The sequence below is a fragment of the Aurantiacibacter atlanticus genome, from assembly GCF_001077815.2.
Taxonomy (GTDB): domain Bacteria; phylum Pseudomonadota; class Alphaproteobacteria; order Sphingomonadales; family Sphingomonadaceae; genus Alteraurantiacibacter; species Alteraurantiacibacter atlanticus.
This window is the reverse complement of the sequence record NZ_CP011310.1, coordinates 1,248,176-1,263,438: the sequence shown is the minus strand read 5'-3', so window position 1 is coordinate 1,263,438 and position 15,263 is coordinate 1,248,176. Positions and strand designations below refer to the sequence as shown.

Here is a 15,263-nt window from a genome sequence, read left to right as displayed (position 1 = left end):
CTGTTATGCAGAAATCTCGCGGTTCAACCCGAAACGCACAGTCTGAAGAAGGGCGCATGAAGAACATCCTCTTTGTTACGAGCGGCCTTGGTGCCGGAGGTGCGGAAAAAATCATCGCGCTTCTGGCGCAACATTGGTCAGACGCTGGCCACAAGATTGCCATTGCGAGTTTTGATCATGCAGGGGACAACACCTATCACAGCTTCGCCGCGTCCGTTGCGCTGCATCGTTTGGGCGACGAGGCCTCTTCACTGCGGCGCGGCAAATTTTCTAAGGTGGCTGATCTGGTGGCGCTGCGATCCCTGATCAGGAGAGAACGTCCCGACATCGTGGTTTCATTCCTGACCAAGAATAATCTGCTTGCCCTTGTCGCCACGATTGGCACCGCCACAAAAGTTGTGTGTTGTGAAAGGAATAATCCCGAACGCCAGGGCGCTCATGCCTTCTGGAATTTGGCCCTGTCAGTCGCATACCGGCGCGCCAGTTTAATTATCTGTCAGACTGCCGCAGTAACGCGCTGCATACCGCATGCGGTGCATGATCGGATCAAGGTGATTCCCAATCCGATCAAGAAATGGTCTTTCGCGCATGAGGAACAATCGCCTCCGACGCTGGTGGCTGTAGGCCGCCTGACGCATCAGAAGGGCTTTGATATGTTGATCGATGCGTTTGCTTCGATCGCCGGGAAATCCAAAGGTTGGCTGCTGGAAATCTGGGGCGACGGTCCAGATCGCTCCCAACTTGAAGCTCAAATACGCGGTGCCGGGCTTGAAGACCGCATCGCCCTGAAAGGATTGAGTGAAGAGCCGGGCGGCTGGCTGAAGAACGCCCATATATTCGTGCTCCCGTCCCGTTATGAAGGATTTCCCAATGTCCTGGGCGAGGCGATGGCAGCAGGTCTGCCAGTCGTTTCCTTCGATTGCGATTTCGGGCCATCAGATATGATCCGCCACAATCACAACGGGATGCTGGTTGACCCGGAAGACAAAACCGCACTTGCAAAAGCAATGTCACGCTGCATGGCCTACGCACCGCTCAGAAAAAGGCTTGGCCAGACTGCCATGGAATCCATTACTCAATTTTCCCCCGCCAACACGCTTTGCGCCTGGGATGATGCGCTTGATGAAGCGATGGCAACACCTGAAAAACGCCAATCCAACCTGGTCATGCGCAGCGTGAGCGCCGCCAAGTGATTGCCGGAAAATATAATTTGCTGGTGACTTCGGCAGGCAGGCGAGTTGGCCTGATCGAATGTTTCCGCAAGGCCGCTGCCGATCTCGGAATAGAGATAGTGGTGCATGCCTGCGATTTGCAGCCAGAGATCAGCCCGGCCTGCCAGCTTGCAGATCACTGGTTTGCCGTCCCGCGCGGTGACAGCCCGGAATATACCGCGCAATTGTTGGAATATTGCCGGACCCACCAGATCACTGCGCTGGTGCCCACTATCGATCCTGAATTATTGCCCTTGGCCATTGCACGTGATCAATTCGCCGCCATCGGCACTTTCGTCCATGTCTCGTCCCCTGAAACCATCGAAATCGTGAGGGACAAACGCAAGACCATGGAAGAGCTGGCAAAAGCCGGCGTACCAGTGCCCCAATCCGCCAAGGTGGAGGAGATACGCGACACGCTGGCCCAATGGGATTGGCCTGCCTTTATCAAACCCATATCGGGCAGCGCCAGCCGGGGCATCGCCATTGTGGAAGGCCCGGACCAAATCGCACAATCCTATCCTGAACCGATGCTACTCCAGCAATATCTCCAGGGTCCGGAATATACGATCAACGGATATATCGACGCAAAGGGTGAATTGCTTTGCGCCATTCCTCACCTGCGCATTTCGATCCGTGCAGGCGAAGTGGAAAAGGGGCGCACGGTCAAAAATCCCGAATTCACTCGGATCGCCCAAGATGTCGCGGCTGCAATGCCAGGTGCAAGAGGCGCCTTCTGCTTTCAATTGATCGATGACCCCAAATACGGCCCAAAAATCTTTGAGATCAATGCGCGCTTTGGCGGCGGCTACCCCCTTGCAAACCATGCCGGTGGGCGCTTTGCAGAAAGCGTGATTCTTGAATCGCTGGGCAGGCCAGCCTGCGCGACAGATCAATGGCGGGATGGTGCCATGATGCTCCGTTATGATGCAGCAGTTTTCCAGTAATTCCATGAGCGCACCGGTGCTGGTCTTTGACCTTGATGATACACTTTATCTCGAACGAGATTTCGCCCGCAGCGGGTTTGCAGCACTGGACGATTATCTCAATTCCTCGCGCGGTTTGGCCGGATTTGCAGAAGCCTGCAGCCGCAAATTTGATGCAGGTATACGTGGCAACATTTTCAACGCCGCGCTGGAAGAACTCGGCTGCGCGGAGGAAGACACGTTCATCCACGAACTGGTCAATCTTTACCGGTCGCATGAACCGCGAATTTCGCTGGCCGATGATGCGCGCATCTTTCTCGACAACAATCGCCAGCCGCTAGCTCTGATTACAGATGGGCCGGCAGCCACCCAGAATGCGAAGATTGACGGACTGGGCATAAGGTCCACGTTCGGACATATCGTGACAACCGGCGCCTGGCCGAAAGGGTTTGGCAAGCCGCACCCACGGTCATTCAAGCAGGTCATGGCATGGTCGGGCCAGAAGGCTGGGGATCACATCTATATTGCGGATAATCCGGCAAAGGATTTCCTCGCCCCGCGCGATCTTGGGTGGCGTACGGTGCAGATTAACCGCGAAGGCCGCGTTCACGATCCTGTCCCACCGTCCTTGGCGCATTGTGCTGACAATGAGATTGAAACGCTGGATCAGCTTGCAGGGGTCCTCGCCCTCTAAGGCGCCTAACGCGCAGCTGGCGGGCTTGATGCAGGGGACAGGCGTTCACCGCCGATCATCACCCATATCGTGCGCAACAGGATGCGCGCATCAAGTGCGACATTCTTGTTGGCGGCATACCACAGGTCCAAATCCACCTTTTGCTGAAGGCTCAGCAAAGTATTGCCGTTCACCTGCGCCCAGCCGGTGAGGCCCGGTTTCACTTCGCCCCGGCGCGCACCCGCTTCGCCAAGGTCCGTGATGGTTTCAGGCAATAGCGGGCGCGGACCGACAAAGTTCATTTCCCCACGCATGACATTGATAAGGCCGGGCAGCTCGTCCAGTCGGGTGCGCCGTAGCAGCCTGCCAATCGCGGTCGTGCGGTCATCGTCTGGCAGCAGTTCACCGCGCGCATCGCGTTCATCGGTCATCGAACGGAATTTCAAAATCGTGAAAGTCTGCCCGTGAAGTGCAGAACGGCGTTGTCTGAACATCGCCGGCCTGCCCACAGACAAAACCACCGACAGCCAGATCGCCGCCAGAAGCGGCGCAAGCATCACCAACAATATCAAGGCAATAAGGCGCGACACGTCTAACCGCCCCGTTCTAAATGTGCAGGTGCAGCCATTCTTCAAGCCGCCTCGGGACGCCTGGTAAAGAAGCGGCGCACCTGCCCGAACAGGGTCATTCGGGGTGGCACGGCATCGGTGTAATAGCCTGACGATTCCATGTAATACTGAATTGAGTCACCAAACTGGCGACGCGCATGATCGGCATAATCGACCTGGTCGAATATCACGCCTGCCGCGCGTCCGCCCAGCGTTTCAATGGTCGCCTTCATCTGATCGATGGTCGTCCGACCCCAGCGCGTGACGACCACGGTATGATCGGCAAATTCGCACATGGCACGGGCATCGCGCACCGCCAGTGCGGCTGGCGCGTTGATGACCACGAGATCAAATTTCTCGCGCAATTCGGCGATCAGAACGTTCAGCCGCCTTGCCGTCAGCATGGCCGCCGGATCGCTTACCGGGCGCTTTGCACTCAACAGAACGATATGGTTCGTTTCATCGAGATCAGAAATTTCCTCCGGACCATCGAGCAAGGGGCGATTGGTATGATCTTCCAGGACATTATCCAGCTCCACCCGGCCGCTCATGACATCGACGATATCGGGTGTATCAAGTTCATGTTGCAGCTTTTGCAGCAAGCCGAGTTTCCGCAGGTCCAGGTCGACCAGCACGGCCCGGTCGCCCATAGCAACCGCTGCTGCCGCCATGGTCAGCGATACGGTTGATTTCCCGTCACCAGGCAGTGGAGAAGTGACAAGGACAGTCTGGCCCAGTTTGTTGCGAGGCAGTGATCGAAGCTCTGAATATGTCGAACGCGCGGCCTCTGCAAACATGGATTGCGGATCGCTGATCACCGGGCTTTTCTTGATCTCAGTTGATAGTCCGCCGCCGAACATCGGCAGCATCCCAAGTGTCGGCAATCCGAACAGACGCTTGATCTGCGAGGACGTCCTGAGCCGGTCGTCAATCAGATCGACTCCCAGTGCGATAAAAGCCGCCACAATGGCAGAGCCGACGAGCGCGATCAGGACCATGCGGACAGGTTCCGGAGAAATCCGGTCGTAATTTGCCGCCGCCGGCGACACCAGCAAAGTGTTCACACCTTCCAGCTGCATCTGTGCGCGGATCTGTTCTATCCGGGACGAGATTGAGGAATAAGCCGTTTCCGCCAATTGCGCAGCGCGCTCCAATTCTGACAATTTGACGGAGTTGGCATTGTTGCGGAAGGCACGCGATGTCACCGCTGCAAGCGCGCCTTGCAACCGCCCTGCGCGCGCTGCATCCTGCGCAGCCTGGCTACGGGCCATTTCGCGCAATTGAGCTCCCTCCGCTGCAGCAACCGATTGGGCTGCTGCCGCAGCTTGCGCCCTAGCGTTCACCATCGCTGATGAGACCGTGGCCAATTCCGACGTTACCCTCACGATTTCAGGGTGATTGGGGCCGTAAATCGCGCTCAGCCGCGCCTCTTCCGCGACAAGGCCGGAATGTTGCCGCTCCAATTGCTGCAAGGCGGCCGAAGTTGCCTGCGCGGTGCTGTTGATGCCAGCAGCGCGAGAGATGACCGAGCTTCGCGAAGCGGAACCGGCACTGTTGGCGCTGGCCGATGCGGCCTCCGCCGCAATACGGTTGACCTGGGCAAGATCTTCCTGCCCACCAGCCCCCACCAGCATTTGCGTCTCACCGCGGAATTCTGACAGTTCGGCAAATGCAACGCGCGCTGCCTCCCCGCGCTCCTCCTGCTCGGCAAGTAACGATTCGAGCAATCCTTCGCGACGCTTGTTACTGTTGGCATTGCGCAATTCGCCGACCGTATCGGGATATCGGTTAGCAATCAGCGGCGCCAGTTCAGGCGATTTGGCCGTCACCGCAATGCTGACCAGATCGGAGCCAGGCTCACTCGTGACGTCCACCATCGACATCAATGTGTTTGTAGCCTGCTGCATGAGAGCTGTCTCATCACCGGAAACTTCGCCCAGTTCGGCCAAGAACGCAGGATTCTCCGTCAGATTGAGATCGCGCACCACGGCTTCTGCCGAAGAACGCGAACGGTGCAGCCGCACTGTATTGGCAACACGCTGGTCATTGCGCGAATTTACATCGGCCTGATTGGTGCCAACTTCGTCGATCAATTCCACCTGCAATTGAGCGACCGAACGATAATTGTTCGGCGAAAGCAATTGCTGCGCCAGCACCGCCAGCGTCACGATGCCGATAATCGACAGCACCAGCAGTTTGTGGCGTTCAAGCAGCCGCAAGAGATCGCGCAGGGAAAGGTTATCTGCAGGGGCACCCTGCGTGGGATAGCTATTGTAACCTTGACCCTGCCCTTGGGGGACAAGCCGGTTGTCGGCGTTAACAGGTTCAAGTGAATTGGGCATGGGACACCGTGCTTGTTATAGGGATTTCTCCCGGTTCTAGACTATCTGCGGTATAACATGCACTTGTTGGAGCATCCGTGCTTTTGGGCATATGGGGTGCAAGCTACTTATTCTGGCTAGCCCGAATTGATAGGATGCCGCTGATGCTGTCACATGCGAGGCAAGGGAGCTATCCTTTCGGGCTGTAAGAGCGAGCCATAAAGATCCAGGTGGGATTGGGCGCAGGTATCAATCGAAAACCTGCGGCTATCGTCAAGCGCGCCCTGCGAAAGCCGCTGATAAAGATTGGCATCATCAAGAAGAGCCAGCAACGCATCGGCAAGCGCGGGGCCACTTTCATCTGCAGCAAGATGGCCGGTAACCTCGTCCTTCACCATGGCCGTATTGCCCGGAACCGGCGTCGCCACAACAGGAAGCGCCATTGACATGGCCTCAATGATCGAGATGGCCATCCCTTCGTAGCGCGAAGTGTTCAGGAAGATGTCGCTTTGCGCCAGCAATGCGTGAACGTCTGATCGCTCGCCCAGGAATTGGACAGCATCACCCAGGCCAAGCTGATCGACACGGGCCCGCAATTTGCCGAGATCCGCACCACCTCCCGCAATTGAAAACACCGGCATTGCGCGGTTGCCCAGCATCGCTTTCAAAGCATAAGCCGTGTCGATGAGGAGATCGTAATTCTTCTGATCCGAAATCGCGCCTACACTCAGGATGCGCGCGCGCGCGCTTATGGATGTGCGGCCTGCAGGCATGTTGAACGCAGCGCCCGCAGCATTGGGAATTTCGCTGTGAGGACGTCGTGAAAGCCTGTCGAATAATGCGGATGTTTCGGGGCTGATAGCCACATATCTGGAAACGACCCTGTCGAATAGTTTGAACATGATTGGCGGAAAAGTCAGCTTGCTGTTGTGATGGGTCATCACGGCAGGCTGCGGCAATCGCGCGACAACCGCCATGTTGACGGCGCGAGCGGTGTGAAAATGCCATACATCGGGGCGCAATTGCCTGCCTATCCTGCGCAAGGCACGAGCGCCTTCGAATATGCCGCGCTTTCTGGTCAGTCCAAGCGAATGAAAATCACCGCCGCCATCCAAAATCGTCTGGCGCAGATCCGCTTCGGTTTCGGCAGAGTTTCCCAGCGTGGCAGCATCGCACAACGATATGATCGTATGGCGACATCCCTTCGCTGCAAATTCATTACCAAGATTGACAACGAGGTTTTCCGCACCCCCGCTTGTCAGCGAAGTGAGCACGGAGCAGACCGCCATGGGTCGCTGTTCATCCGCGCTAAGCGCCCGCTCCATATCGTGACGGATTTCGTTCATTCGGCGCGCCCTTCTACCAGTTCCTTTGCATCGGGCATCCTTGCCAGCCGCCGCCAGAAGGCCACGTCCAGAAACAGCGCCGTCAGTGCGGCAAAGGTAATGTGCGCAGCCACAGCGCCCAATGCCCCGATGTGAGGCATTGCGGCGAAAGCCACGCCGAAGAAGGCCAGCGAGGAAATGCAGGCTACCATCAGGACATAGCCAGGTTCATTCATGGCCAGCATGGCTGCTCGCGATGGGGAGGCATGCATCATGAAGGCCACGGCAATGACTTGCCCCAGCAGCAGGGGGTAAATCCCGGTATATTCCGCCCCGAAGAAAAACATGATTGCCGGCTTTGCCAAAAGCAGCAGGCTCAGGAACACGGCCACCCCGACCCCCAGAAGCAAGATCTGCAATGCAAGAACCATCTTCTTGAATTCGCTTACATTATCGTTTGACCACATGCGTGACAGATCGGGATAAGCCACTGTCTGGACCAAATCGGATATCTGCAACGCCAGCTTGGCGATCCGTTTTGCAAGATGGTAAAGCCCTGCCATCGCCGGACCGGCAAACGTGCCCACCAGCAAAGTATCAGCTTCATGCGTCATGGTGCGCAACATGCTGGACAAATTGGTAGAAAAGGCGAACTTCAGAAAGCCCGGGAACCGCGCGGTCAATCCGCGACTGCTTGCCAGTAGCGGGCTGGGAGTGCCCGCCTTGTGCAACACCCAAAGTCCGTAACAGGTGAACAGGATGGAATCGAACATCTGCGCCACCGTCCACACGATGATGAACGCCATGAGACCCGCATCGGCAAAATAGCATGCGACGGCCAGGGCCAGTCGGGAAGTATTTGCAAATAGCTGTATATAGGCGAGCGACTTGAACCGGCCGGCAAGACGCAGCACTGCGCTTGGCATACCCCTTATATTTACCGCGACGGCGCAGGCATAGATCAGGATCAGCCACCGCTGCGATTCAGCAATTCCGAAGAGTCCGGACAATAGATAGGCGGAACCGATCGCCAGCAGGGCAGCGGCAAGCGCACTGGAAATGTCGAGTAACAAGCCGAACCGATATAGGCTGGCGATCCTGTCAGGATCAGCCCCGCGCTCCTCTTCTTCAGCGACAAAACGGACAAGTGGCTGCCAAGATTCAAACCGCACCAGCCGTTCGCACACGCGGCCAATGGCCAGCACCAGAACCATCACACCATAGTTTTCCGGTGCCAGCGCTCTGGCGGCAATAATCGTGGCCAGCAGCATAAGAGCCGAATTTGCCGAATTGCCGGTCATCAGGTGCAGGATGCTCGCCCAGCGCACCTTCTTCAGAATGCCTGTTCCGAACACCTTATGCCGCAACTTGGAAAAATGAGATTCTGTAGCCATGCCTGATTATTGTCCGCGTGGAATGTATTGCGGTTGCTGCATCCAGGATTGACGCGACATGGCCAGGCACAGAAACAGAGGAATGACCCAGATTCGCGTATACATATGCGGTATGGCCAAGGAATAGGCGATGAAGATGCCGAGCATGGTCAGGCAGACAGCGCCATCCAGCCGGTCTTTGCGATAGAAGTTGATGGAATATGTCAACGCCACCATTATCATGCACACAAGGCCAAACAGCGCGATCAGACCACCTTCATTTCCAATGATGAGATACAGATTATGGACGGGCACCCCATAAGAGCTGGCTTCGCGATAACCATCCACTCCCAGCCCGATGAACATCGTCTTGTCGAGCATGTCCCATGCTTCATAGATAAGCAGGGTCCGACCATCGAAGGTGCCAGCCTGGCTTAAATCGCCTGTTACCAGCGCGCCGCTTACCCTTGCACCGAAAGCTTCGGGCAAAGGTCCACCCAGTACGACATATGATGTGATGACCAGGACAAAAGCGAGGCCGATTTTGATCGCGCGGCCACCCCCGGATGCAAGGATCATGATCATCAAGCCGCCCGCTGCCGAAGCAATCGCAGTAAAGCTCGCGCTGACCACCAGCCCGGCGCAAATGCAGATCGCACATGCAATCGCGATCAGTACGCGGATCTGTCCTCGCAGATGCAGATAGGCGAGCATCGCCAGCGCAAATGCGCACATCGCCCCGTTCCAATTCGGTTCGCCAGTCATCGCACCTATGCGACCGTTGGGAGTGATGAAACCGTGGTCAAGGGTATAGAAAGTCGCGGTGTAATCGAAGAATTGCGCAGTCACGATCCCGATCACCTGAGACAGCGCAACGCCATAAACAAATAATAGCATGCCCCGCATCAGCAATTGGCGATCAAGGCTCATGAGGATGATTGGCAGGAAAACATATGCGAAAAGATATTGCGAAGACGCGATGAACCATCGCTGCGGATCACCGTTCAGCATGGTCCCCACCAATAATCCGCCCAGCATGGCAGCAAATCCAAAATACCAAATGCTGCTCAGTTCGCCAAATGGCCTGCCATTGGCGCGCCCCTGGACGAGCAGGATCGCGCCCGCCACGACCAGGCAGACATCCGACAGTGTAAAATTGGTCCAGCCCCAGCGCGCCACACGCCAGCTGCCCAGAAAAAGCGCGCACAAAACCAGCACCCGCATCAACTTTTCGAGCCGGACCTGTGTCCCGCTCAGGGGATAGATGGGCATACGAAAATCTTCTGCGCCGGGCGCATTCTCATAGGTCGAACCGTAGCTGCTTGATGGCTGCTCCATAAAACCAGTTTTGCCGCGCCCGCTTGTCGAAGGCAAAAGAAAGTCTGGCCAGAAAGCAGCGCATTATGGGTAGAGACCAAAATCGGCGCAGGACGGTATCATACGAATGATATCTTGTAGCCTTGGCTCCACACGCCAATAGTGTTCCCACCACGCCAGCGAACAGAAGAGGCCTAATTTCTTGACACAGCTACGACGCCTTGCCGCTATCCTGCCGGTTGTCATCGCAGCATGTTCTCTGCCTTCGGGGACCGGCCTTGCCCAGCAGAGTGCAGAACCGCCCGTCGTGGCGCAAAATGTTGAGGCGGGAGTGTTTCCGGGCGCCATCGGCCATGGCGCCGCCAGCCGGGGCGGGCACGGTGGCAGGATTATTGCCGTCACTACCCTTGCGGACAACGGAGCCGGCTCGCTGAGGGCATGCATAGAGGAAACTGGTCCCCGCATATGTGTGTTTCGTGTAAATGGCGTCATCCGCTTCAGCGCGCGTCCGCCGTACATCACCAACCCCTATATCACCATTGCGGGACAAACTGCCCCCGGTGGCGGGATAACGCTGGCGCATTCGGGCGGAGCAGAGGGCCGCACGCCGTTGGTCATCAAAGGGACGCATGATGTCATTGTTCGACACATTCGCATCCGCCCTGACATTTCAGGCAATGAGCAAGGCTCCGAAGACGGTGTCACCATCGAGAACAGCGAACGCGTGATCCTCGATCATCTCAGCGTAAGCTGGGCGCGCGATGAACTGGTGAACGGTTTTGCTGATAATGATGCAATCACGATCAGCAATTCCATTTTCGCGGCCGGCGTACCGCGCCATGACAAATGCGCCCTGCTCGCCAGCGATCCTGATGGGCCACAGAATCTCAGCTTCATCGGCAATATCTGCGCCCATAATGGGGATCGCAATCCGGACATAAATTTCCCGCCCGAATCCTGCGTGGAGGTGGTCAACAATCTTTTCTACAATGCGCAGTCCGAATTCGCGGAAATCTGGGAGAGCGAAGGCGGCTCGCCCATCTCGCTGGTAGGGAATGTGTTTCTTGCCGGGCCGGATACACATGGTGCCGCAATCGGCATCGTGCGCGCTGGCATTGCTGCCACGGGCGACGGGGAAGCCTATCTTTGGGATAATGGTTTCGAAGGCGATTTTACCCACATCGCCCCCGAAGTTGCAGACATACTTGTCGATACTCCGCCCTGCCCCCTCACCGTAACACCGCGCCCCTCCGCTGGTCTGCTTGCGCATTTGCGGGGCAGCGCCGGGACCTGGCCCCATGATGCCTTCGACAGCCAGCTCATGCAGGAAATCGACGGGCGCGGCGGACGCATCGGGCGTGCGCCTTCGCCGCTGGTGCAGGCGGATGCTGTCGCACCATATGCCGATGCCGATGCTGATGGAATGGACGATGCTTGGGAAACGCAGCATGGCAATGATCCTGCCAGCATCGATCCGTGGGCAGATGTCGATGGCAATGGCTTCGCCGACTTTGAAGACTTCCTGAGCGCAAGAGAGGCTACCATACAGTCCGGCGCTGCACACAATTGATTGAAACTATGTCAGAAAATCGCATTACCATCTGCTGCCCGCTGCTCGGCGATAGCCTTGGCGGCAGCCATGTCTCCCTCAAGGGCCTGCTGGATCAGCTTCCTGCCGACAAATACCGCATTCTGATCGTCTGCGACAAGGCTGACGGTGTGGTGTCCCGATTCTTTGAGGGGTATGAGCAGATCATCGACGCCGCAGCGCCAGCAGGCAAGTTCAAGCAAGACAGGAAATTTGGCTTACTCAGGGCGCTGCGCGTGCTTCCTGCCCTGCCCCGATATGTCCGTATCTTGCGTGAAGAGGGTGTCGATATCGTCCACACCAATGACGGGCAAAGCCATGCGGCATGGAGCCTTGCCGCAAAACTGGCCGGCAAGACGCTGCTATGGCATCACCGAAGCGACCCCGAAGTGCGCGGAATCCGTTTGGTAGCACCCCTGCTGGCAGATAAGATCGTGGCCGTTTCCAACTTCGCGCTTCCCGTCAGGCGGTGGGGTGCGCTGCGCGATGCCAGTGTCATTCACAGTCCCTTTGAAGTCGATCGCGTGGTCGATCGCCCCACGATGCGCGCAAAGCTGGTAGAGGAACTTGGCTGCGATGAGGACGCTATCCTATGCGGATACTTCGGACTGTTCATCGATCGCAAGCGGCCCCAAGCCTTCATCGATGCTGTCCTGGAATGCAATCGGATCTCGCAGCGTCCGGTCATTGGCCTGCTATTCGGCGAAGCGCCCGATGATAGAATGATGGCAGATCTGGAAGCGCGTATTGCAAGGGATGCAGCGGATGGACAGGTGCGACTGATGGGCTATCGCAGTCCGGGTCTGGACTGGATTGCCGCCTGTGATCTGTTGCTGGTGCCAGCAGTGGGTGAGCCATTGGGGCGGACTCTGGTGGAAGCCATGCTGGTGGAAACGCCGGTCATTGCGGCAAGATCAGGTGGCAATCCGGAGGCGCTGGACCCCAATTACGGCATTCTGGTGCCTCCTGGCGATGCCAAGGCCATGGCGCGGGCTGCGATTGATCTGATGACAGATGATCCCCGCCGCAGCGCCATGATACGCGATGCCAAGCAAACTTCGATTACCCGCTTTTCAAGCGAACGGCACGTCAGCCAGGTTGAAGCGGTCTATGCCGAACTGGTGAAGTAAGCCTGCATCTAGAACCGCACGCGAACGCCCAGACCTGCCCCGAAGCGCTCGAAATTTTCGAATGCAAGGTCGCTGGCACGGTCCCCATATCGGACGTTGGCGACCAACGAGATATTGCGGCTGACGATATATTCGACGGCAGCACCCAGCCGCCAAGTCTCTTCCGTCGTACCCGATCCGAAATAATCGGATTTTTGGAAACCCGCGGTCAGATGACCCAGAACGTTATGGCGTATTTCCTGTTCATAGCGCACGCCTATGCGCGTATCGGTGCGGGCTGTCGCGCCGCTACGAAACGAAGCCACGTCGCCATTGAACAGATTGACAGAGAGCGCTGAACGCCTTGTCGGGCGATAGGTAACATAGCCGTCAAGAGAGAAGCCGGTGCGGGACGGAGCGAGCGGATCGTCGAAGTCCAGCTGGAAAACACCTGCTCCCAAGCGCCCTTCGAACAGGCCGCCATCGGTGAATTGAACGCCAAGTCTGCCGCCGTAAGTAGAGCTATCGCGGCTCGCCCCTGTCAGAATATCGTCCAAGCGGAAATCGCGGTGATTCCCGAACGCCGTTGCTGTAAGATAGAACGCGCCGCCCGGCCTGAAGCCAACACCCGCCTGGCCAAACCAGGTCGAATAGTCGCGATCGGCGTCCAGCGCACTCAATGCATCGATCTTTTGCGCGTTCATTTCGGCATTCAACATAATGCGGGCGCCCTGACGATTGTATCGCACACCGCCGGTGAATACGTCATAGCGGCGCGGCCCTATGCCCAGCAGGCTGCGCGCCTCGGGATCCCCGCGATTTTCCACGGATCGTTCCCACGAAGCGATGCCGGACAGCGTTCCGCCCTGTCCCAGTGCCAATGTCGGCTCCAGCGAAAGAATGCCTGCCTCGGCATCTTCCGAAGTTTCGTCGAGATATCGCCTTACATCCAGCGCCCCGCGCAAACGCGCCGACAGGCGGCCGCCGCTCCGGCTAAGTTCGACATAGGGATTGAACCGCAATATCGCATCGGAAGTGGTGGAATCGGGTTGCGCGAAAACATTGTCGTCGTATTCAATCCGCGCTTCACCGCCAGCAGCCAGACGCAAACCGCCAAATTCAGCATTTCTGGCTTCATATTCGGGGTCATCACCGCGAACCGATGGCGCAGTCGATCCGATCTCCTGAGCAAAGGCGAATTGGGCGGGCGATGCTATCAGCAAGCCGCAGCTGGCGGACGCTAGCAGATATCTCAACCGCATTGTCAGAACCAACGTTCGTAAATGCGGATGCGGTCGCCTGGCTGAATCGTCACGTCCTCTCCGGCCCGCATCCTTACGTCCCGGCCATCGACTGAGCGGACAACTTCCACTTCACGCTCATGCGCGCGATAGGTGTATCCGCCTGCTGCCGCGACTGCAGACAAGATCGTCATGCCCTGGCGATAGGGATATTCGCCCGGCCTGTTTACTTCGCCAATGACATAGAAGGGACGCAGCTCGGCGGGCTGAACGGTCACGACCGGATTGTTGAGCATCCCACCTTCACGATAGCCGTCAGCAATCGCACGCTCTGCTGCCCTTAGTGTTAGACCGCCCAATTGCAGGTCCTGCAGCAATGGAAGAGACACCTTGCCATTACCGTCGAGTTCATAGGTACCAGTGGCATCGGTAATGCTCTGCACGCCGATTTCCAGCTTGTCGCCCGGCTGGAGCACATAATCCGAAGAGGCGGAACTGAGCGGCGGAAGGCCATCAAGGCCGCTGGAGCAAGCTGCCAGCAGGCCGCAAAAAATAAGCGGCAAGAATGCCCTTGTGAATCGTTTTAGTAACCTGTCCATTGCGATTTCCCCCGCATTTTATCATCGTCTGGATAGCCGCCAGCTTAGTGAATACCTTGGCATGGCGGGCTGCAATTATGGTGAAGTGCCTGTTTTCACGATAGGTCGTATAACTCTTCCGGTCGCAAGGCACCACTTTTGGATAGGTTGCCTTCCTCATCAGTCACCGGTGCCTCTCTCCAGCGCGTCAAATCGCAGCCGAGGATGTTCTCAAGTTGCTCGAGATCCTGACGATAGAATTCGCGCAGTCGCCGCTCCAGTTCAGGAGACAGTTTGGGATATTCGATCTCAGAAGCGATTTTGCTCCTGACATATTCAAAAAACGCGTTCCCCCGCAGCGGCTTGACGTAACTCTTGAACGGGGCGAGCGCCTTGCGCATTGGCAGCGGCAGAAAGCGTTCCGCACTATTGTTCTGCTTTCGCGCGGCAAGTGCTTCGTCATAATACGGTTCTGCGCCGATATGGCGCGATACTTTTTCGATGACAGCGCGCTGATTTGTGGCAATGTCTTCGAACTTAAGCAGCAATAGCGCTTCTCTCGGAAAGTGATCGAGCCAGCGCCGAAGGTGTCTGCCATACAGCCCGTCCTGCAAGAATCGCGGATGCGGATTGTCGAGGCTGGTGAGGTATTCCTCGGGCGTGCCGCTGACCCATCCGCGGCGGAAAAACATTTTGTAATCGGAATAGGCGCGCTTCACCGGATCGCGCAGTTGCGCCACCAGCCGGACGTCCGGCAGCAAGGCTGCGATGCGTGCCGGCGCCTTTTCATGGGCAAGATAATCTGCCGATTTCTCGCCGATGATCGCGCCTTTGGGGGCATGGTCAAAGAAGCGCCGATAATACTGCTTCCCCTCGTCAAAACTTTGGCTGAAAAAATGCGGTTCTGGGTCGGGTAAGTAAACGTCGGGATTGGCCTGCAATTGTGCCTGAATCCATGTCGTCGCCGCCTTGACCGCGCCAGTCATTATGAAT

13 protein-coding genes are annotated in these 15,263 nt (G+C 57.1%); 5 read left to right on the top strand and 8 right to left on the bottom strand.

The annotated features are described in order from the left end of the window. The first annotated feature begins 5 nt into the window (after window positions 1-5). Genes CP97_RS06085 through CP97_RS06075 form a run of 3 tightly spaced genes read left to right on the top strand, consistent with a single transcriptional unit; the run spans window position 6 to window position 2,831 of the window. Window positions 6-1,193, top strand: a complete 1,188-nt coding sequence (locus CP97_RS06085; protein WP_063612376.1) for a glycosyltransferase family 4 protein — start codon at window positions 6-8, stop codon at window positions 1,191-1,193. After that, window positions 1,190-2,158: an ATP-grasp domain-containing protein gene (locus CP97_RS06080; RefSeq protein ID WP_227819701.1), complete on the top strand. Its 969-nt coding sequence runs from the start codon at window positions 1,190-1,192 to the stop codon at window positions 2,156-2,158. The genes CP97_RS06085 and CP97_RS06080 overlap by 4 nt, the downstream gene beginning before the upstream one ends. After that, window positions 2,136-2,831, top strand: a complete 696-nt coding sequence (locus CP97_RS06075) for an HAD family hydrolase (protein ID WP_082863739.1) — start codon at window positions 2,136-2,138, stop codon at window positions 2,829-2,831. Before CP97_RS06080 ends, CP97_RS06075 begins: the two co-directional genes overlap by 23 nt. Before the next feature lie 5 nt (window positions 2,832-2,836). Here the strand turns inward: CP97_RS06075 and CP97_RS06070 are convergent, their stop codons facing one another. The 5 genes from CP97_RS06070 to CP97_RS06050 all read right to left on the bottom strand — a co-directional run bounded on the left by CP97_RS06070 (window position 2,837) and on the right by CP97_RS06050 (window position 9,775). Continuing rightward, entirely contained in the window at window positions 2,837-3,400 is a 564-nt protein-coding gene (locus tag CP97_RS06070; RefSeq protein WP_227819700.1) for a sugar transferase, read from the bottom strand. A 41-nt stretch (window positions 3,401-3,441) separates the two neighbouring features. Beyond that, window positions 3,442-5,760, bottom strand: a complete 2,319-nt coding sequence (locus CP97_RS06065) for a GumC family protein (protein ID WP_048885204.1) — start codon at window positions 5,758-5,760, stop codon at window positions 3,442-3,444. A 149-nt stretch (window positions 5,761-5,909) separates the two neighbouring features. After that, complete coding sequence (locus CP97_RS06060) at window positions 5,910-7,085, bottom strand: glycosyltransferase (protein ID WP_048885203.1); 1,176 nt, start codon at window positions 7,083-7,085, stop codon at window positions 5,910-5,912. After that, window positions 7,082-8,458: a lipopolysaccharide biosynthesis protein gene (locus tag CP97_RS06055; RefSeq protein ID WP_048885202.1), complete on the bottom strand. Its 1,377-nt coding sequence runs from the start codon at window positions 8,456-8,458 to the stop codon at window positions 7,082-7,084. Before CP97_RS06055 ends, CP97_RS06060 begins: the two co-directional genes overlap by 4 nt. Before the next feature lie 6 nt (window positions 8,459-8,464). Then, complete coding sequence (locus CP97_RS06050; protein ID WP_048885201.1) at window positions 8,465-9,775, bottom strand: O-antigen ligase family protein; 1,311 nt, start codon at window positions 9,773-9,775, stop codon at window positions 8,465-8,467. Window positions 9,776-9,956: 181 nt separating this feature from the next. Between CP97_RS06050 and CP97_RS06045 the strand changes: the two genes are divergently transcribed. Both CP97_RS06045 and CP97_RS06040 read left to right on the top strand, forming a co-directional pair. After that, the gene (locus tag CP97_RS06045; RefSeq protein ID WP_082863738.1) at window positions 9,957-11,324 is read left to right on the top strand and encodes a pectate lyase family protein; all 1,368 of its coding nucleotides are present in this window, start codon (window positions 9,957-9,959) and stop codon (window positions 11,322-11,324) included. 8 nt (window positions 11,325-11,332) lie between these two features. Continuing rightward, a complete protein-coding gene (locus CP97_RS06040; RefSeq protein WP_048885200.1) occupies window positions 11,333-12,472 on the top strand; it encodes a glycosyltransferase family 4 protein in 1,140 nt (379 codons plus the stop codon). 8 nt (window positions 12,473-12,480) lie between these two features. Here the strand turns inward: CP97_RS06040 and CP97_RS06035 are convergent, their stop codons facing one another. The 3 genes from CP97_RS06035 to CP97_RS06025 all read right to left on the bottom strand — a co-directional run bounded on the left by CP97_RS06035 (window position 12,481) and on the right by CP97_RS06025 (window position 15,256). Further along, complete coding sequence (locus CP97_RS06035; RefSeq protein ID WP_161485448.1) at window positions 12,481-13,674, bottom strand: outer membrane beta-barrel protein; 1,194 nt, start codon at window positions 13,672-13,674, stop codon at window positions 12,481-12,483. A 41-nt stretch (window positions 13,675-13,715) separates the two neighbouring features. Further along, a complete protein-coding gene (locus tag CP97_RS06030; RefSeq protein WP_161485447.1) occupies window positions 13,716-14,255 on the bottom strand; it encodes a polysaccharide biosynthesis/export family protein in 540 nt (179 codons plus the stop codon). Window positions 14,256-14,386: 131 nt separating this feature from the next. After that, the gene (locus CP97_RS06025) at window positions 14,387-15,256 is read right to left on the bottom strand and encodes a sulfotransferase family protein (RefSeq protein WP_227819699.1); all 870 of its coding nucleotides are present in this window, start codon (window positions 15,254-15,256) and stop codon (window positions 14,387-14,389) included. Between the last annotated feature and the right edge of the window lie 7 nt (window positions 15,257-15,263).

Bases quoted from the DNA above. Each gene is read 5' to 3' on its own strand.
- CP97_RS06085 (WP_063612376.1), top strand. From the start codon at position 6: ATGCAGAAATCTCGCGGTTCAACCCGAAACGCACAGTCTGAAGAAGGG.
- CP97_RS06075 (WP_082863739.1), top strand. From the start codon at position 2,136: ATGATGCAGCAGTTTTCCAGTAATTCCATGAGCGCACCGGTGCTGGTC.
- CP97_RS06065 (WP_048885204.1), bottom strand. From the start codon at position 5,760: ATGCCCAATTCACTTGAACCTGTTAACGCCGACAACCGGCTTGTCCCC.
- CP97_RS06060 (WP_048885203.1), bottom strand. From the start codon at position 7,085: ATGAACGAAATCCGTCACGATATGGAGCGGGCGCTTAGCGCGGATGAA.
- CP97_RS06055 (WP_048885202.1), bottom strand. From the start codon at position 8,458: ATGGCTACAGAATCTCATTTTTCCAAGTTGCGGCATAAGGTGTTCGGA.
- CP97_RS06050 (WP_048885201.1), bottom strand. From the start codon at position 9,775: ATGGAGCAGCCATCAAGCAGCTACGGTTCGACCTATGAGAATGCGCCC.
- CP97_RS06040 (WP_048885200.1), top strand. From the start codon at position 11,333: ATGTCAGAAAATCGCATTACCATCTGCTGCCCGCTGCTCGGCGATAGC.
- CP97_RS06025 (WP_227819699.1), bottom strand. From the start codon at position 15,256: ATGACTGGCGCGGTCAAGGCGGCGACGACATGGATTCAGGCACAATTG.